This window comes from Hyphomicrobiaceae bacterium (assembly GCA_041397645.1).
Lineage (GTDB): Bacteria > Pseudomonadota > Alphaproteobacteria > Rhizobiales > Hyphomicrobiaceae > Hyphomicrobium_B.
Genome location: JAWKWE010000004.1, coordinates 1,748,807 through 1,766,416, shown reverse-complemented (window position 1 = coordinate 1,766,416; position 17,610 = coordinate 1,748,807). Strand labels below are relative to the sequence as shown.

Below are 17,610 nucleotides of genomic sequence, written 5' to 3'. Positions count from 1 at the left end.
GTGGGGTCGTTCGGTCGTGATCAGCCAAAATTCTTCACCTCGATGCCACCCGTCTTAACACAACGATGCATCCAACAAGCAGTCTATCAGGGGGGTGGACGAGAGCCGCGCTACCCGAATACGCGCTTGAAAATCGTGTCGACGTGTTTGGTGTGATAACCCAGATCAAACATCTTTTCGAGGTCTGCGGCAGATACTTTTGCCGTGACATCCTTGTCCGACTTGAGCTCGGTGAGAAAGTCGGCGCCATGCTCCCAGGTCTTCATGGCGTTCCGCTGGACCAGCGCATAGGCGTCCTCGCGCGAGGCCCCAGCTTGGGTCAGAGCCAGGAGAACGCGTTGCGAGTTGTGCAATCCGCCGAGCTTGTCGAGGTTCTTCTTCATGTTTGCGGGATAGACGACGAGCTTCTCGATCACGCCAGCCAGTCTGTTCAATGCGAAATCGAGCGTCACCGTCGCGTCGGGGCCGATCATACGTTCGACGGAGGAATGGGAGATATCGCGCTCATGCCAGAGCGCGACGTTTTCCATGGCGGGTAGCGCATAGGCGCGCACCATGCGGGCCAGGCCGGTGAGGTTTTCCGTTAACACGGGATTGCGTTTGTGCGGCATCGCCGAGGAGCCCTTCTGCCCCGGCGAGAAATATTCCTCCGCTTCCAACACTTCGGTGCGCTGCAGGTGACGGATCTCGATCGCCAGACGCTCCATGCATGAGGCGACGACGCCGAGTGTCGCGAAATACATCGCGTGCCGATCACGCGGAATGATCTGCGTCGACACCGGCTCTGCCACTAGCCCGAGCTTGTCGGCGACGTACTCCTCCACGCGCGGATCGATGTTGGCGAAGGTGCCGACGGCGCCAGAGATCGCGCAGGTTGCCACTTCCTTACGCGCGTTAAGCATGCGCTCGCGGCAGCGCGCAAACTCGGCATACGCGGATGCGAGCTTGACGCCGAAGGTCGTTGGTTCGGCGTGAATGCCATGGCTTCGGCCGATGGTGATCGTGTCCTTGTGCTCGAAGGCGCGCGTTTTCAATGCTGCGAGCAGGCGGTCGATGTCTGCGATGAGGAGATCGGCGGCACGCACAAGCTGCACGTTGAGGCAGGTGTCCAGCACGTCGGAGGAGGTCATGCCCTGGTGAACGAATCGCGCCTGAGGCCCCACATGCTCGGCCAGATGTGTAAGGAAGGCAATGACGTCGTGCTTGGTGACTGATTCGATTTCGTCGATCCGCGCCACGGAGAACTCGGCCTGCGACCCCTTGTCCCAGATTGTTGCAGCTGCTTCTTTGGGGATTATTCCGATCTCCGCCATGGCCGCGGCTGCGTGTGCCTCGATTTCGAACCAAATTCGAAAGCGCGAGGCCGGTTCCCAAATACGAGTCATTTCAACGCGCGAATATCGAGGGATCATCGTTTCAATTCCGGTTTTTTTGATGCGTTGCGGCAATTGCCTAGCAGACGCGGCAGTCCGCTTCAATGAATGGCTTTCCAATCCGTTCGTGATGTAAATTTGCCGCTTCGCAACAAGAGTTGATCAAGCGCGACGGCTTCGCCCGCAAGAAGCCCGGATCTGGCCACAGTGCGGTGTTGAATGAGCGCCCCGCGCGCTTTGCGGCGTGCGGTAGGGAGGTCCAATAATGATGACGTGAAAGTCACATTGTTAACCGCCATGTGAATGTTGAAACCGGGGAGCCTCTGCTTTTGAGGGTTTTTTGAGGTATAATGGCTAAGGTTTGAAAGAACCGGCGATTGTGCATCTTGGATGCAAGAGCGCTCCAATTCCTAAATTCTTGCGGGGAGACCTGTAGAGTCATGTCGCAGCAAATGGGTCAGGTCGAGATCGCGGATCTCGTTCAGCAGATGGAGCAATCGGAAGACGATCCGCGCCGCTGCTATGCCCTAGTACAACAGCGTATTCGCGAATGCCGCCAATCCGGCAGCAACGTTCCGGACGATCTAAGGCGTCTTGAACGTGCACTCATGGAAGAGTGCCTCGCGGAATCCCAGGGCCGTTAATTCGGTCGACGATGAGGTTTGCGAGCACGAGTTATTCGTGCCCGCCCGGCATACGTTAGGTTTGTTCCGCGCCAATGCGGCCGCCGGATCAGGCTCTGGTTGTTGAATGCCAAAACAAGGGTGCCGTGTCAGAACGAGCGTCTGGCCGGCACCCAATTTTTTCCATCCCATTGCATCAGTTTGTAGGATGTTACGTCCGCATCACCCGCGGCGTCGAATGCGATCGGTCCTGACGTGCTTGCATGCGGGCCCGCCTTGGCAAGGATACCTGCCGCGAGTGCGCTTCGTGTCGCTGCATCGGACATCCATTGATCGCGCACTGGCCCGTATGCACGCACATAGGCGTGTGTGAAGATCTCCACAGCGGCGCGCGCCAGCGTCTCATCGGTTTCATCGTCAGCACGCATCAGTACATCGATCTTTGATGTGATCTGAGGAAACGATGCAGGTAACTCGCGGGTGGCGACGGCGTCGGAGGCAATGATGCGCGCGCCAGATCCAGCGCTCAGGAGTTCGCTGGTAATGAAGCCAGCTTCAAGCGGGAAGCCCGCGTAGAACACAATGCTCGCGTCTTTGATTTTTGAAACGAGGCGAGGATATTCCTTCTGCCCAGCGATGACGGTCGCGGTGATCATCTGTGCCTTGGCAGCGCGCACAACGCGCTCAGCCGCTTCAGCGATGGTTTTGGCGTAAAGCGTGCGATCGTTCACGATGGCAATCGGTTTGTCACCTGACAGTCCCAGGAGAATGCGTGCCGCGTCCCGTCCTTGTCCGTCGTCGCGGCCACACAGCCGGAAGATCGAAGCGCGGCGGCCATTCGCCGTCAGTGCCGGATGGCGCGTATGCGTGGCGATGAAAACGACACTGGACTGTGCATAGACCTCTGCCGCGGCGATGGCCGCCTTTGTGCATGGATGCCCCAAAACGAGGTCGACCCCGGCAGCAATGAGCCCGTGGGCTTTGGTCGTTGCAGTTTGGGGATCGCAGCCGTCATCCTCGGTAATCAGCGTGAAGCGTTGCGACCCTGTAGCCGAGAGCTCGCCGATGGCGCGACGTGCGCCTGCCTCGATCGCGCGTGTTGTAAGGCGTGCCGCGCCCGTTACAGGCCCCACCACGGCGATGCGGATGGGGTCGTCGGCCATGGCCGGAACAGCTGCGCCACAAAGAAGGGCAACAGCCAGAACGAAAAAGGCGGCCGTCCGCCTTCGGATGGCGCATGCGCGGGCCACCGCCCTTGCTTCAAGCTTCTGGACCGTCCTAGGGTGTGAAGTCATGGCCCGCCTTTTATCGCGGGTTAGGGAACGGGGACACTGAGAATCGATTCGTCCTTGGCGGTTCGTCCCGCCTCTGGTGCTTTTGTGGGCAGCGCGCCTTGTCGTTAGCCGTGAGCCGCGCCGTCCCTTGGGCTAGAATTCCCAGGTCCGGCATCGATTCCCGGGCACTATTTCGAGGCCACGTCGGCGTCAGCCGGCAGGAACTGGAGATGACGGGATGGAAGGTCTTTTTCGCCGTAAGCCTCTTGTTGGGAATGGTGAGGGCAACCCTCATGAAAGTGTCCACGGTCTGAAAAGGGTGTTGTCGGCGCTGGATCTCACCCTGCTTGGCATCGGCGCGATTATCGGCACGGGTATCTTCGTGCTGACAGGACATGCCGCCGCTGTGCAATCGGGCCCTGCGGTTATCGTTTCCTATCTCGTTGCTGGGTTTGCATGTGCCTTCGCGGCGCTCGCCTATGCGGAGCTTGCCGCCATGGTCGGCGGCTGCGGCAGCGCTTACGGCTATTCGTATGCGGCGTTCGGCGAACTGATAGCCTGGATCATCGGCTGGGATCTCATTCTTGAATATGGCGTGTCGGTCGCCGCAGTGGCCAACGGCTGGTCGGGCTATTTCAACAACGCATTGACGGCGATCGGTGTCGGTCTTCCGGAAGCCTTCACGAAAGGCCCGTTTGGGGAGGGCGGTGGTGGCTACGTCAATCTTCCAGCCGTGATCATCATCCTGATCCTGATGGGGCTGCTCATCATCGGCGTGAAGGAAACGGCGCGCATCAATGCGGCCGCGGTGGCAATCAAGCTTCTGGCTGTCGCGATTTTCGTTGGCGTTGCCGTGTTCAACGTCGATGCTCAAAACTGGTCGCCGTTCATGCCGAATGGTTGGTTTGCATATTCGGATGGCAGACCCGTCGGCATCCTCGCGGGCGCATCCATCGTCTTCTTCGCCTATGTCGGATTCGACGCCGTTTCCACCGCTGTTGAGGAAGCGCGCAATCCGCAACGCGACGTTCCGATCGGCATCATTTCGGCTCTCGCATTTTGCACCATCGTCTACATCATCGTGTCGGCACTGATGACAGGCATCGTACCCTACACGACCCTCAACGTCTCTTCGCCCGCCTCTGAAGCGCTCTTGCAGATCGGGCACAGCACGGCCGCGGGATTGGTCGCGAGCGGTGTGATCTTCGGTCTGACGACGGTGATGTTGGTTCTCTATTACGGACTGACACGCATAGTTGTCGCAATTTCACGCGACGGTCTGATCCCGAGCTACTTTTCAGTTGTCAATCCGCGCACTCACACACCGGTTCGTACCACCGTGCTGACGGGCGTCATCATGGCGATCATGGCCGGGTTCTTGCCACTCGGCGTCCTTGCCGAACTCGTGAACATCGGGACGCTCGCTGCGTTTGTGCTGGTTTGTTGCGGTGTGATTATTCTGCGCCGCTCTCACCCGGAGATGGAACGGCCTTTCAGAATACCATTTGGTCAACTGTCTGCTGCCGTGGGGGCGATCCTGTGCGCGGCGCTGATCGCGTTTCTGCCGTGGGAGACCCACGTTCGCTTCGTGCTGTGGCTACTGGCCGGTATGATGATTTACTTCACCTATTCCAAGCGACACAGCAAACTCGCGCAGTCGGCGGCTTGAAGTGCAAAGTGATCGAGGCGCGCCTTTTGTAAAGGCGCGTCCCCTTCATCAAAGGACGTTGTGAGTGCCGTCGCAGAACGGCTCATCATCTGTCGCTTTGCAACCGCATAGATTGAACGTACCCGTGCGATCCGCGGTGAACTTCATCGGCTCAAATGACGTTCCCTTGTGCGATCCATCGCAGAAGGGTTGCGACTTGGACCGCCCGCAGCGGCAATACCAGTAGTCCTTGCCCTCTTGCAGTTCGACCTGATAGGGGCTCTTTTGCACGCAAACGGCTTCGTCCGACATCGTCTTCCCTCCCGGCTCAACGATCATAATTCCATGCTTCTGGGCGCGCCGGTACCGGCCCTGCGCCCCCAGCGGTAGCGGGTTTGGCACGGCCCGGCAAGTGCCCCAGGTCAAAGCTGCGGCAATCGTTTACAGGCAGATCGTGGATTGAATTGGGTTATTCGGTTTCGCGCAGAATTTTGCGTGCGGCATCGTCGGGCGAAAGGGTGCCCGCAAGGACCGCGTCGGCCAACGGATCGAGCCCGCTCGTCCCGCCCCTCTTGATACGCGCGGCAACGAGATCGGCTGCCGCCCGCGCGATAAGATAGCGCGCGCGCCGCCGACGCCGGTCCTGTGGTCCCTTCGCTGTGACCGTCGTTGAGATTTGATCGATGGCTTCGACCAGTTTGGGCACGCCCTCGCCAGAGATCGCGGCCGTCTTGAGAACCGGAACTTTGTCGGAGATGGTGGCGCGAATGGACAACGCGCCAAGCAGCTGCTGCATGGTCTGCTCCGCGCCGGGCCTATCTCCCTTGTTGACCACCATAATGTCGGCGATCTCCAGCAATCCCGACTTCATCGCCTGGATGTCGTCGCCAAGTCCGGGTGCGGAAATGACGATGCGGATGTCCGCCACTTCGGCGACGTCGATCTCATTCTGGCCGGTGCCGACGGTTTCAAGAAGGATGATGTCGTAGCCCGCACCGTCCAGCGCGTCGATGATGCGTACGGCTGCCGGAGAAAGACCGCCAAGATATCCCCGTGAGGCGAGCGAGCGCACGAACACGCCGTCGTCGTCCAGTGCTGCGGTCATGCGAATGCGGTCGCCCAGGATGGCGCCACCTGAGATCGGGCTCGACGGATCGACGGCGATCACGCCAACGGTGCGGCCGTGTTTGCGCAAGTGATCGATGACGGCATTGACGAGTGTAGACTTGCCCGCGCCTGGCGGACCGGTAAAGCCCACGACGAGCGCGTGACCCAAGTAGGGCTGCAGGGCCTTGAGCAGATCAGGCGCTGCCGACGACAGGCGCTCCAGCTCGGTTATAACTTGCGCGATCGCCCGCCGTTCACCGCCACGCAGGCTCGCAACCAGCGGTTCGATGTCACCGGCAGCAAGCCGGGATCTGGGGGCCGTGTTGGCCGGCGGTGTATCGTGCGTGCTCATGGCTAGCGCTGATAAGGGCAAGCGTGGCGCGACGCAACGCTCATCGCGCGCTTGTCCCTTTTCACTATTAAGCCGTGCGCGTGCCTCACGGATCGCCGGACGAGGGTTGCTCGGAGGTCGCAGGAGCCGGTGCGCCGGAGGGGCCGGAGGCATCCCAACGCCGTTTGCTGGCGGGAATGGAGCCGGTTGCGGTTGCCGATCCAGAAGCCTCGGATGACTTTGCGGAACTCGCCTCCTTTGGCTCATCCGCTTTGTCTTTGGCGGTTGCTGTCGCCGAGGACGTTGGCGACGGTTCAGTCTTCTTTTTGACTGAAGCCGCCTGCTCGGATTTTTCGGCCCCAGCTTGAGCGGCGGCCTTGTCGGCCTGCGGGGCTGCCGACTTGGATGCGCTAGTGGTCTTGGCTTCTTCCGCACGTGAGGTCTTGCTGCTAGCAGTACCACCCTCAGCGCGCTTCTTCGATCCACTGGGCTTCTTCAACGCCTGTTCGACACGCTTGCTCGCTGGCCGGTAAATTTTTACCTCGCCTTTGCGGATATCGAGCTGATGCGCACGCGCGCTCTCGATGGCCCTTGGATCGTCGACAGGCGTCACCGTGGTGCGCGGCACGGGAAGGCCTGCCAACTTCTCGACTTCATCGGGTGGAATTCCACGATTGAGAATGTGTCCGGTGTCGGCATCGCGCTCATAGCCAAGACGCGGTTGCGAGCGATCCACGAGATCCGAATTCCAGCTAACGGGCCGCAAGAACCGCGTCATCTGGATGCGCGCGAAATAGCGCGGATTGACGAAGGCCCAGCTCTTCACGAAGCCGTCGTTGTCGATGGCGTTGGCATCAAGCGACAAGCGGTCATTCACGAAAGTGGCGCTGGGTGGCAGAGCGGCCCAGCCGATGGCGTCGTTCGTCTGCCGCCATACGACCCAAGAGGGACCCCATTCGCCACCTGGAATCCACATCCAGCCGTTAGCGTCTTCGCGTGTCCAGCGACCGTAGTGGTAGGTCGCCCAGCCGAATACTTCGTCGGAAATCCATGTCCAGCCGTAGGCGTCCGAATAGACCCAGTGGCCGAGCGTATAAGGCCGCCAGCCATCCGGAACCTCAGGAACGAACACTTCGCCGTAACGCGCATGGGACCGCCACGCACCGCCTTTAGTGAGAACTTCGCGGAAATAGGAAAGGTCGGAAACGTCCTCCCCCAATCCGGTCTCGGTCGGCGGTGGGGCGCCGCGTGCGCTTTGTGCATTTGCATTCGCGCTGCCGTTATCTTGCTCGGAGTTGGCGGAACTCTTGGCCTTTTTGGCCTCGTTATCGGAGGCCGGTGCAGTCTCGTCTGTCTTCGCGGCTTCGGCGGCGGGTGCGGAATCGGTCTCTTTCGGCTCAGCGCGACGAACGGGAGCTGGTGCTGCGCTCTTGTGATTGCCGAGCGTTCGGGGCTGTGTCGCTGGTGCCGAGGCCGGAGCAGAAGAAGCGGCTGACGGCGGTGGCGACGCATCGCCTTCCGGATCAAGTCCCGAACCTGTTACAGCCGATCCGCCGCTCGCTGGATCATTGTCGTCTGCCGGTACCTTCTCATAGTACTCCTCGTACTTGGGGCTGGCCTTGGACTTCTTGCCGGTGTTTGCATTTTGGGAAGTGCCGGCTTGATCGGCATCCTGTGCCATCGCGCAATTTTGTGTGGATAAGTTGCCCGCCGCCGCGTTGACTAATACCGTCGCGAACAATAGCGCCCGTGCGCTGTGCCGGTTCATGGTCGATGCCTCCACAGTGCGTCAGCAGCAGCTCTAATGCTGCAGTGCGTCGCACGCCCCGCTGGAGAACAACCCAACAATTGAGACAGCGGAAAGGCGGCGTATAGGCGCGTGTCCCATCGACCACATCAAAACTTCGCCACCACCGCCTGATCCTTGCGCACGTTGCCGATTTCAGTGGCGGCTAGAATAGCCGGCAGGATCTTTTCCGCCTCGTCGACCACCGAAAAATGCACATCAAGGCCGGTGCGAATGAAGGTCTCGCGTTTCATGTGCGCAAGCAGCTCAAGAAATGGTGACCAGAAACCCTCGATATCGGCGACGACGATAGGCTTGGAATGCTGGCCGAGTTGCGACCAGGTGAGCTGCTCGACGAGTTCTTCCAGCGTGCCGATGCCACCGGGAAGAGCCACGAAGGCGTCCGAACGTTCAAACATCAGTTTCTTGCGCGAGTGCATGTCGTCGACCACCACCAGTTCATCGACATCGTGCAGCATTTGTTCCCTGGCACCGAGGAAGCTCGGGATGATGCCCGTCACCTTGCCACCCGCGCCGAGTGCGGCTTTTGCAACTTCGCCCATAAGGCCCAGGCTGCCGCCGCCGTAGACCAGGCGGATGCCGTTATCGGCGAATGCCTTGCCCAGCTTGCGGGCCGCGATCGCATAGGCCGAATTGAGCCCTTTGCCCGACCCGCAATAGACGCAGACCGACGAAATATGCTGACTTTTTGCAATGTTCTCTTGTTTGTTCACTTTTGTTCCAGTCATTGGTTTTTGTTCGTTGTTCTTTGTTCTGCCGAGTGATCCGCTGTGCCGTCTGTTTGAGAGACTTGTGGCCGCACGGCACTCGCTCAGAAAGGAGATATAGCGTTAGAGTGTGGCAATCACAGCAGCGCTGCGCGAACGGGATAAATGCCATTTGCGTGGGGCGGGGTTTTATGTTGTGCGGTTGTGGGTTACAGCCGGATGTTCGCGTTACGAGGCAGTTGATGAAGGTGAGCGTGGGGGTGGGCCAAGGCGCTCCGAGTGTTGAGGCTGGCAAACCCGAAATCGCCGGTGTCCAGGCGGTAGGTTCCGCAGTCGCAGAGGCAGGTGCAGAGATTGCGTCGGCGCGCTGTGCGCTCCCCGTAGGCATGGGGCGTCTGATGTACCGCGCTTCATCTTCCGTGAGCGCCGTGATGTGCCTGTCGATCCTATGTCTCGGGGCCGGGCTGGCGGAAGCTGCGCGCGAACCCGATGACGTGCTGCAAGAGCAAGGGATCATAGAACAGCAAGCGCGCATTCCGATTTCTGCGTTTGCCGATATGGCGCAGGAGGAGGACGCGCTTGACGGCGAAGACGTCGCCCAAGGCGAGAGCGCGGATGCTGTCGTGCCTCCCGTGAAAAGGAAGAGGCCCGCAGAGCCCTCATTGGAGCAGCCATCGGCGCCGGCCGCTGCGCCGGAGGCTTCTCCGGCGGAGGCTTCGCAAAAAGAGACGGCACAGCCCGCGCCGTCGCCCGCCGCTGCGCCCGCGATCACCCAGGATGCGCAACAAGCCCAGGGCAAGAAGCCCCTCGAACCTGAGGGGAAGACCGCGAAGCCCAGCGAGGAGGCAGAGTCGACGGCCGACCGGTCGGGTCCGATCTTCCCCGAGGCGGGCGGAATTTTCGCGCCGATCACCGATTGGTTGGCGCGCGCAAATCGTGAGTATCAGGGCACGGTCGTCAAAGAGCTGTCGCGGCCTTCACAGGAAGGGGAGGCTGCTTCTGAGCAGGCAGCAAAGGACGACGCGAAAGCCAAGGAGGCGGAAGCGGCCCGCGAACGCGAGGCAGCCGCCAAGGCCGAGCAGAAAGCCAAGGCTGAACGCGAGGCGAGAGCTGCGGCCGAGGCCGCTGCTGCCGCGCGAGCCGCGGCCGAGGCAAAGGCGGCCAATGCCGAAGCCGAGAAAAAGGCCGAAGAACAGAATGATGCGGCTGCCGCTGCAAAGGCGCGAGCCGCCGAAGAGCAGCAACAGGCGGAAGCTGCACGCCGCGCCGAGCAAGCACGCAAGGAGGCCGAGGCGCGCAGAGCTCAGGAGGACTCCGAGGCCCGCAAACTGCGTGAGGCCGCGCGCGAAGCCGACGAGCGCAGTCAACAGCGTGCTGCCGAGGAACAGGCCAGGAAGGCGCAAGCGCAGCGGCAAGCCGAGGCGGAGCACGCCGCACGTGAAGCACGTATTGCCGACGAACAGCGGCGGGCTGAAGCACAACGAAATGCGCAACCCAGCGAAACTGCCGATACAGCGACATCGGCCCAGGGCAATCGCCGTTTGAAACATCGGCGCTGGGCGATCACGATCACGCCGGAACCGATTGCACGTCCGCGGCCGCAGACGGCTGAGCCGCGTGGCGAATTCCGCGTCTCACAGGCTGAAACTGAAAGCGGTGTGCTGATCGGTACGCGACGCCTAGCGCCGCATATGGGGTTAGGTGCCGGCGAGCTTCGCGGGGCAAAGGTTGAAGGCTGGTCTTGGCGTGGCGGGCGTTGTCGTTTCGCGGGACGTCGCGTGAGGCATTTGCCCGGCCGCTATACGGTCGCGAAGGGCGACAGCCTGTGGCGGATTTCAGAGAAGCATTACGATAGTGGTCGGTATTACAAACGGATTTATCGCGCCAATCGGCACAAGATCGCGGATCCCGATCTTATCTATCCGTGCCAGCGGTTCAAGGTGCCGCGCAAATAGCCGCTCTCTCGCGGAGCTCTGCACATCACGTCTGAAATCTGGGTTGCCAACAGTGCATTTGACGCTAATGCACGAATAGCTGCATTTTCGCGCACGCGCGCGGGCTCATTGGACTTTCAATCCGGCCAGTCCTACATAACCGCCATGACAATCGCTCCTTCTCACAATCACGACGTCGGATCTGCGCGCGCTCCCTTCTGGGAGCGCTTTTCGCTTTCTGAAGAGCAAAAGAAAGTCGTGCGCGGGCTGCTGCCCTACATGTGGCCGAACGATCGGCCCGACCTGAAACGCACCGTCATGTGGTCACTGGTGCTGATGGTGGCGGCAAAGCTTGTGACGGTCCTTGTTCCGTTCACTTTGAAGTGGGCGACTGACGCGCTCGTTGCGGTTACGGGCGGCAAGGTCGTTGCTGGCGAGGACGTTTCATGGCTGATCGGCGCGCCGGTCCTGGCTGCGATACTTTATGGCCTGTCCCGCGTCGCAATGGGGCTGCTCGTGCAAACGCGCGAAGGTCTCTTCGCCAAGGTCGCGATGCACGCGGTGCGCAAGCTCGCCCTCAATACCTTCGAGCATATGCATCGGTTGTCCCTGCGCTTCCATCTTGAGCGCAAGACCGGCGGGCTGACGCGCGTGCTCGAACGTGGACGCACGGGCATTGAAAACATCACGCGCATGGCGTTGATGACACTGTTGCCGACGATCGTGGAATTCTTTCTTGTGTTGGTGGTGTGCGCGATCGAATTCGACTGGCGCTACATAGTCACCATCGTGGTGATGATCGTCTTCTATCTGGGGTTCACCATCAAGGCCACCAATTGGCGTGTCGCCATCCGCCGTACGATGAATGAGAGCGACACAGAAGCGAATACGAAAGCAATCGACAGTCTGCTCAACTACGAGACGGTCAAATACTTCGGCGCGGAGGCGCGGGAAGCCAGCCGCTACGACAAGTCGATGGCGCTCTACGAGAAGGCTTCGATCAAGACTTATACCTCGCTCGCCATTCTCAACTCAGGTCAGGCTGTGATTTTCACCATCGCGCTAACGGCTTGTCTTGTCATGGCGGCGCGCGATGTCATGGCTGGCAATCACACCGTTGGACACTTCGCCATGGTGAACCTGCTGATGCTGCAACTGTTCATTCCGTTGAACTTCATGGGCATGGTCTACCGCGAGATCAAGCAGGGGCTTACCGACATTGAAAACATGATGGACGTGCTTGAGCAAAATCCGGAAGTTTCCGACCGTCCCGGCGCGCGCGACTTGAAGGTAGAAGGAGGCACGATCCGTTTTGAAAACGTGCGCTTCTCTTACGAACCGGAACGCGAGATCCTGCACGATCTGTCGTTTGAAGTACCTGCTGGCAAGCTGTTCGCCATCGTGGGGCCGTCGGGTGCGGGGAAGTCTACCATCAGCCGCATCTTGTTGCGGTTCTATGACGTGACCGGCGGGCGCGTGACCATCGATGGACAGGATTTGCGCGATGTCACGCAACACTCGTTGCGCGCGGCGATCGGCGTCGTGCCGCAGGATACCGTGCTTTTCAACGATACCATCCTCTACAACATCAAGTATGGCCGCCCAGATGCCAGCGACGAAGAGGTCATGCAGGCGGCGAGCCTGGCGCAGATCGATCCGTTCATCCGCGCTCTGCCGGAAGGCTATGACACCATGGTCGGCGAGCGCGGATTGAAACTGTCTGGCGGTGAGAAGCAGCGCGTTGCGATCGCGCGCACGATTTTGAAGAGCCCCCCGATCCTCATTCTGGATGAGGCGACCAGCGCGCTCGACAGCCACACCGAAAAAGAGATCCAGGATGCGCTCGACCGGGTTTCCAAGGACCGCACCACGCTTGTCATTGCGCACCGCCTGTCGACCATCGTGCATGCCGATCAGATCCTGGTGCTGGAAAAAGGCCATCTGGTTGAGCAGGGGACGCACGCCCAGCTGATCGCGCGCGAGGGGCTTTATGCGTCGTTGTGGGCCCGCCAGCGTCAAGCCGAACGGGCCCGCGAGGAGCTGGCTCACGTTCTGGAGGAGGCCGAACGCGAAGGCGCTTTGCGGCCCGCCGACATCCATCTGGAGCCGGCAGGAGAATAACCGGACCGGCTAATCGGCATTCACCATCCGCCCTGCCTGAGAAGCGCAGTTATCCCCGTATCCATTTCTGCCTGTTAAGCTCATGGGCCGAAGCGGTGGGCAGGGCAAGGGTGCCGAGCCCATATCGTTGATGCGGCGATGACGGAGCGAAGGTGCTGAGGCGTGAACGGTAAAGGCAAAGAGTGGGCAGCCTTGGTGTGGCGCGCGTTTGTCGTGGCGTTGTGGTCGCTGCGCGAAATCCTGCGCACCGCGTGGTCAATCGTGCGTGCACCGCTGATCCAGGCTTTGCAAGTTCTGGCGGCGTTGATCGTCCTATTCGAGGAATGGGGCTGGAGGCCCCTTTCCGAACTGTTGTCGCGTCTGGCGCGGTTTGCGCCCATTGCTGCCGTTGAACGCTGGATCGCCGGTTTACCTCCCTACGGCGCGCTGATCGTCTTTGCGCTTCCGACCACCTTGCTGCTGCCACTGAAGTTCGTTGCGGTCTGGCTTCTTGCGAATGGAAAGTACTGGACGGCGACCGGGCTGTTTGCGGGCGCCAAGGTCGCCTCGACCGCGTTCATCGCCCGCATCTTTATTCTGACCAAGCCGGCGCTGATGCAACTGAGCTGGTTTGCCCGTGCCTACAACTGGTTTGTTCCCTGGAAGGATGCCCTGTTTGAACAGATCCGCGCCTCCTGGATCTGGCGCTACGGACGCATGGTCAAGACGCGGGTGCGCCTGGAGATCAAACGAGCCTGGTTGCGCTGGCGACCGGTTTGGGAGCCGGTAAAGGCAGGAATCGTCATGCGTCTTACGGCGGGGCTGAAGTCGGGACGCGCGATGATCCAGCGCGCGCTGGCGGCGGCGAAGGCGCGCTTGAGCGGCTAATTAGCAACACCTTTCCTCACGCGAGAGCAAAAAGTGCCCCGAGTATGTTGACCAAAAGGGTATACTACAATAATGACAAGCATGTAATCTTCGGAGGCGGCGTGCACGGATGGTCGCGGGCCAAGATGCGAGGGATAATGGCGCTCAAATCGAGTCGCCGACTGGGGGAAAGTATGAGGCGGAAGTTTCATCTTGTGGCGGCACTGGGCCTTGCGGCCGGCTCTTTTGCGAACGTGGATGGGCTGCGCGCGGCTGATCTCGGGGGAGATTGCTGCGCAGATTTGGAAGAGCGCATTGCGGAACTCGAAGCGACGACCGTGCGCAAAGGCAATCGCAAAGTCTCGCTGACGATTGAAGGACAGGTCAACAAGGCGATCTTGCTTTGGGACGATGGCGGCGAAAGCAACGCCTATGTCGTCGGTAACAAGAACGACCAGTCTAATCTTTCTTTTAGAGGCCAAGCGATGATCTCGCAGGGATTGGCGGCTGGCTACGATATCACCCTGCGCCTGCGCGACGATCTCTCTGACGACGTCGATCAGAGCCACGATAATGGCTCGGGCGACCCATTTCAGATCTGGCAATTACATTGGTGGATTGAAAGCAGCACGCTGGGCAAGCTCTCCGTCGGCAAGGCATCGCGCGTGACCGACACTGCGCCTGAAAGCGATCTTTCGGAAACGGGCGTCGCGGGCTACGCAGGCGTGCAGGACATCGGTGGTGCGTTCAACTTGCGCACGTCCAATGGTGTGCTCATCGATCTTGCGTGGGGTGATGTCTACAACCACTTCAACGGCGATACGGCCAATGTCGTGCGTTACGACAGTCCGGTGATTGCAGGTTTCGTCGCCGCCGCTTCTTGGGGAGAAGACGACATATGGGACGTCGGGCTGCGCTACGACGGAGAGGGCGGCGGCTTCAAACTAACGGCGGCCATTGCCTACACGCACGTAACGGACGCGCCGAGCGAGTACGCAGATATTAATCAGTCGACGCTTGTAGGATCGGCCGCCGTGCTGCATGAAGCGACCGGCCTCAATGCGCTCATCAGCTTCGGCGTGCGAGAATTCGATCAGTCGGTCGTCGATGCTGACGGCGCCGTCCGCACGCCGGAAGATGCAAAGTTCATCTATACAAAGCTTGGCTGGCTGACGACCCTCAACCAGCTAGGGCCGACGGGCTTTTACGGCGAGTACGGTTGGTTCAAGGATTACGTCAGTGCAGGTGCGGATCCGACCCTGGTTACGGAGCTCGATGCGAGCGGCACAGCGGTTCGTATCGGCGGCAACACCGCTCAAGTCTGGGGCGCGGGCGTGGTCCAGCAGGTCGAGGCTGCCGAGATGCAGCTTTACCTCGGCTACCGGCTTCATGAGGCCGATTTCGATCTCCTCGATGCAGCGGGGCAGGGCGTGGCCGCACGCGGAGTGGATCACTTCCACACGGTCATTGTGGGTTCCAAGATCGCCTTCTAGCCCCATCAAAGACGATCGGCGCAACAACTCAAAGGCGTTCGATGACGCCTTTGAGTTTGTCGCGTATCGAGGTTGCTTTCTCCAGCAGTTCTGGATTGTCGATTGCAGCCATGGATGACACGGGGTCGATGGCGGCGACCTCGACTTTTCCCGGTGCCAGTTCCTGCACGATCACGTTGCACGGAAGCATGGTGCCGACCTTGTCTTCAAGCGCCAACGCCTCGTGCGCCAACTTGGGATTGCACGCACCCAGGATGCGATACGGCCTGAAGTCGACGCCGATCTTGTTCTTGAAGGTGCTCGCCAGATCGATCTGGGTGATGATGCCAAACCCTTCGCGCGACAGTTCCTCGGTCACCCGCTCGATGGTGCCATCGAAAGAGCCCGGAACGATCTTATTGAAGTAATAGCTCATTGGGTTGCTGCCTTATTGGGTCTGTACGAGTCAAAATCTGTATGAGATCTGCGATCACATCATGCAGCCGGTTCCCAAAAGGGTATCGGCCTTCTTTTTCTGGTCGGCGTCGAGCGCGCCATAAAGCTTTTCAGCCGCCGCCTTCAAGGATGTCATTGATTTCAGCATTGCCTGCATGGCGGTGATGCGTGCATCGAGCCGCTGGATAAGACCGCCGCCGCCATTCATGGTCTTCATCATTTCGGCGCGGTTGGATTTCATGACGTCCATCCGCGATTTGACGGCATTTGTATATTCGTCCCAGGCGGCGGTCTGCGCATCGGTGATGGCAAGGTCGCCTTTGAGCTTCGCAAGTCGATCCGAAGCGGCGGCGCATTCGGCCATGCCGTTACCCATATGCATGCCCATCCCCATTCCTTTGCCCATTCCCCCACCCATGCCTTGCATCATGTCCTTGTTCATTTGAGCGGGGGCTGTTCAGATTGTGCCGGGGCGGATGGTTCATCGGCGAACGCAAGAGTGGCACCGGAGGCAAGAAGCGCGGCGGCAAAGAGGCTTGTAAATCTTGTTTTCACGGCTGGCTCCGCTGGCTTGATGAGGCATGCCGCAAGCCGTGGAACAATTAATTGTTGCTGCGGCCAAAGATGGCCGAGGAGAAGGTCGGGCCACGGTCGTGGGCACGACGATGATATGGGAAGCGGGCGCGCGCATTCCAATGGCTCGCCGCGCCTTCAGCAGTCATCTGCCGCACCCTGCGCGATTGAGACTGGATCGTCCGCGCCCTTGGCTGTAGGAGACGCCTTCATGGCCAACCTCTGCCCGATCCTCATCGCCGGTGCGACCGCGAGCGGTAAATCCGCGCTCGCGATGACGCTTGCACGTGCGGTCGGTGGAGTCGTCATCAATGCTGACAGCATGCAGGTCTATCGCGAACTTCGAATTCTGACGGCGCGGCCGTCGCCGGGCGACGAAGCGGTATGTCCGCACATGCTTTACGGTCACGTCGGTGCCGACGAGAGCTATTCGGTAGGTCGCTACGTCAAGGACGCCGCCCTGGCCGTGTCTCAAGCCATCGCCAGCGGTCAACGCCCTATCCTCACAGGTGGAACCGGGCTGTACTTCAAGGCGCTATTGGAAGGGCTATCGCCCATTCCGGAGGTGGCGGAAGACGTGCGAGCCTATTGGCGAACCCAAGCAGCGGCATTGGGTGCGCAACGATTGCACGAGATCCTGAAGGAGCGCGACCCGGTGATGGCGGCGCGGCTGGATCCGTCCGATGCCCAGAGGATTGTTCGCGCGCTGGAGGTTCTCGACAGTTCAGGACAATCATTGAGCCACTGGCAGGCCCTGCCGGGAACGCCGGTCTTGGGCGAGGCGGTGAAACTGCTGGTGACGCGCGAGCGCGATGATCTCCACGCTCGCGCGGATCAGCGTTTTGACACCATGATGGCCAACGGCGGGCTGGAAGAGGCTCAGGCTGTTTTGGAGCTGCAACTCAACCCTGATTTGCCGGCAATGCGCGCTCTCGGAGTAGCCCCGCTATTGACGGCGCTGCGTGGCGAAATGCAGTTTCCGGAGGCGATCTTCCGCGCCAAGGCCGAGACGCGGCAGTACATCAAACGACAGGAAACCTGGTTTCGTAAAAATATGATGTCGTGGATGCGTGTTTCTGCGCAACAAATGGAAAGCGATGCGGGTCAAATGTTCGCATTTATTGATCCTTAGCATTGACCAGCCAGAGTGCCATGCCTAGGTTCATGTCCGCGCGTACCGTACCCACGGATGCGTGAGCTGAAGGGCTTGTGCCGCCTGGCCAGGCCCTTTTGCGGTGCGCGACGTTCATGACAGCCCAGCCTCTGCTCCGCTTGTGCGGAATGGGCGAGGTGGGGCATCAAGGCGCGCGAAGTTTCGCCGAATGACAACTTCGACAC

At 60.2% G+C, this 17,610-nt stretch carries 15 protein-coding genes; 7 read left to right on the top strand and 8 right to left on the bottom strand.

Going from position 1 to position 17,610, the window contains the following annotated elements:
* Window positions 1–110: 110 nt before the first annotated feature.
* Window positions 111–1,412, bottom strand: a complete 1,302-nt coding sequence (gene purB / locus R3D51_08135) for an adenylosuccinate lyase (GenBank protein ID MEZ5899448.1) — start codon at window positions 1,410–1,412, stop codon at window positions 111–113.
* Window positions 1,413–1,813: 401 nt separating this feature from the next.
* Between purB and R3D51_08130 the strand changes: the two genes are divergently transcribed.
* Complete coding sequence (locus tag R3D51_08130) at window positions 1,814–2,017, top strand: hypothetical protein (GenBank protein ID MEZ5899447.1); 204 nt, start codon at window positions 1,814–1,816, stop codon at window positions 2,015–2,017.
* 128 nt (window positions 2,018–2,145) lie between these two features.
* Here the strand turns inward: R3D51_08130 and R3D51_08125 are convergent, their stop codons facing one another.
* A complete protein-coding gene (locus R3D51_08125) occupies window positions 2,146–3,159 on the bottom strand; it encodes a branched-chain amino acid ABC transporter substrate-binding protein (protein ID MEZ5899446.1) in 1,014 nt (337 codons plus the stop codon).
* Window positions 3,160–3,508: 349 nt separating this feature from the next.
* Here R3D51_08125 and R3D51_08120 point away from each other — a divergent pair, with 349 nt between their 5' ends.
* A complete protein-coding gene (locus tag R3D51_08120; GenBank protein MEZ5899445.1) occupies window positions 3,509–4,939 on the top strand; it encodes an amino acid permease in 1,431 nt (476 codons plus the stop codon).
* A 48-nt stretch (window positions 4,940–4,987) separates the two neighbouring features.
* Here the strand turns inward: R3D51_08120 and R3D51_08115 are convergent, their stop codons facing one another.
* The 4 genes from R3D51_08115 to R3D51_08100 form a co-directional block, all read right to left on the bottom strand.
* Window positions 4,988–5,230 (bottom strand): CDGSH iron-sulfur domain-containing protein, encoded by a 243-nt coding sequence (locus R3D51_08115; GenBank protein MEZ5899444.1) that lies wholly within the window; start codon window positions 5,228–5,230, stop codon window positions 4,988–4,990.
* 157 nt (window positions 5,231–5,387) lie between these two features.
* The gene (gene meaB / locus R3D51_08110; protein MEZ5899443.1) at window positions 5,388–6,377 is read right to left on the bottom strand and encodes a methylmalonyl Co-A mutase-associated GTPase MeaB; all 990 of its coding nucleotides are present in this window, start codon (window positions 6,375–6,377) and stop codon (window positions 5,388–5,390) included.
* Between the two features lie 85 nt (window positions 6,378–6,462).
* Window positions 6,463–8,124 (bottom strand): DUF6600 domain-containing protein, encoded by a 1,662-nt coding sequence (locus R3D51_08105; protein ID MEZ5899442.1) that lies wholly within the window; start codon window positions 8,122–8,124, stop codon window positions 6,463–6,465.
* Window positions 8,125–8,252: 128 nt separating this feature from the next.
* Window positions 8,253–8,876 (bottom strand): TIGR00730 family Rossman fold protein, encoded by a 624-nt coding sequence (locus R3D51_08100; GenBank protein MEZ5899441.1) that lies wholly within the window; start codon window positions 8,874–8,876, stop codon window positions 8,253–8,255.
* Between the two features lie 236 nt (window positions 8,877–9,112).
* On the opposite strand from R3D51_08100, the gene R3D51_08095 reads away from it, so the two are divergent.
* The 4 genes from R3D51_08095 to R3D51_08080 all read left to right on the top strand — a co-directional run bounded on the left by R3D51_08095 (window position 9,113) and on the right by R3D51_08080 (window position 15,264).
* Window positions 9,113–10,825, top strand: a complete 1,713-nt coding sequence (locus R3D51_08095) for a LysM peptidoglycan-binding domain-containing protein (protein MEZ5899440.1) — start codon at window positions 9,113–9,115, stop codon at window positions 10,823–10,825.
* Window positions 10,826–11,083: 258 nt separating this feature from the next.
* Window positions 11,084–12,925 carry an ABC transporter ATP-binding protein/permease gene (locus R3D51_08090; GenBank protein MEZ5899439.1) on the top strand — a complete coding sequence of 614 codons (1,842 nt, stop codon included), beginning with the start codon at window positions 11,084–11,086 and terminating at the stop codon, window positions 12,923–12,925.
* A gap of 162 nt (window positions 12,926–13,087) precedes the next feature.
* On the top strand, window positions 13,088–13,792 hold the full coding sequence (locus tag R3D51_08085) for a hypothetical protein (GenBank protein ID MEZ5899438.1): 705 nt from the start codon (window positions 13,088–13,090) through the stop codon (window positions 13,790–13,792).
* Window positions 13,793–13,965: 173 nt separating this feature from the next.
* Complete coding sequence (locus R3D51_08080; protein ID MEZ5899437.1) at window positions 13,966–15,264, top strand: porin; 1,299 nt, start codon at window positions 13,966–13,968, stop codon at window positions 15,262–15,264.
* Window positions 15,265–15,292: 28 nt separating this feature from the next.
* Here R3D51_08080 and R3D51_08075 read toward each other — a convergent pair whose 3' ends face one another.
* Together R3D51_08075 and R3D51_08070 are read right to left on the bottom strand one after the other, a co-directional pair.
* Window positions 15,293–15,679 (bottom strand): DUF302 domain-containing protein, encoded by a 387-nt coding sequence (locus R3D51_08075; GenBank protein ID MEZ5899436.1) that lies wholly within the window; start codon window positions 15,677–15,679, stop codon window positions 15,293–15,295.
* 54 nt (window positions 15,680–15,733) lie between these two features.
* Complete coding sequence (locus R3D51_08070) at window positions 15,734–16,129, bottom strand: Spy/CpxP family protein refolding chaperone (GenBank protein ID MEZ5899435.1); 396 nt, start codon at window positions 16,127–16,129, stop codon at window positions 15,734–15,736.
* Window positions 16,130–16,483: 354 nt separating this feature from the next.
* On the opposite strand from R3D51_08070, the gene miaA reads away from it, so the two are divergent.
* Window positions 16,484–17,404 carry a tRNA (adenosine(37)-N6)-dimethylallyltransferase MiaA gene (miaA, locus tag R3D51_08065; GenBank protein MEZ5899434.1) on the top strand — a complete coding sequence of 307 codons (921 nt, stop codon included), beginning with the start codon at window positions 16,484–16,486 and terminating at the stop codon, window positions 17,402–17,404.
* The last annotated feature ends 206 nt before the right edge of the window (window positions 17,405–17,610 follow it).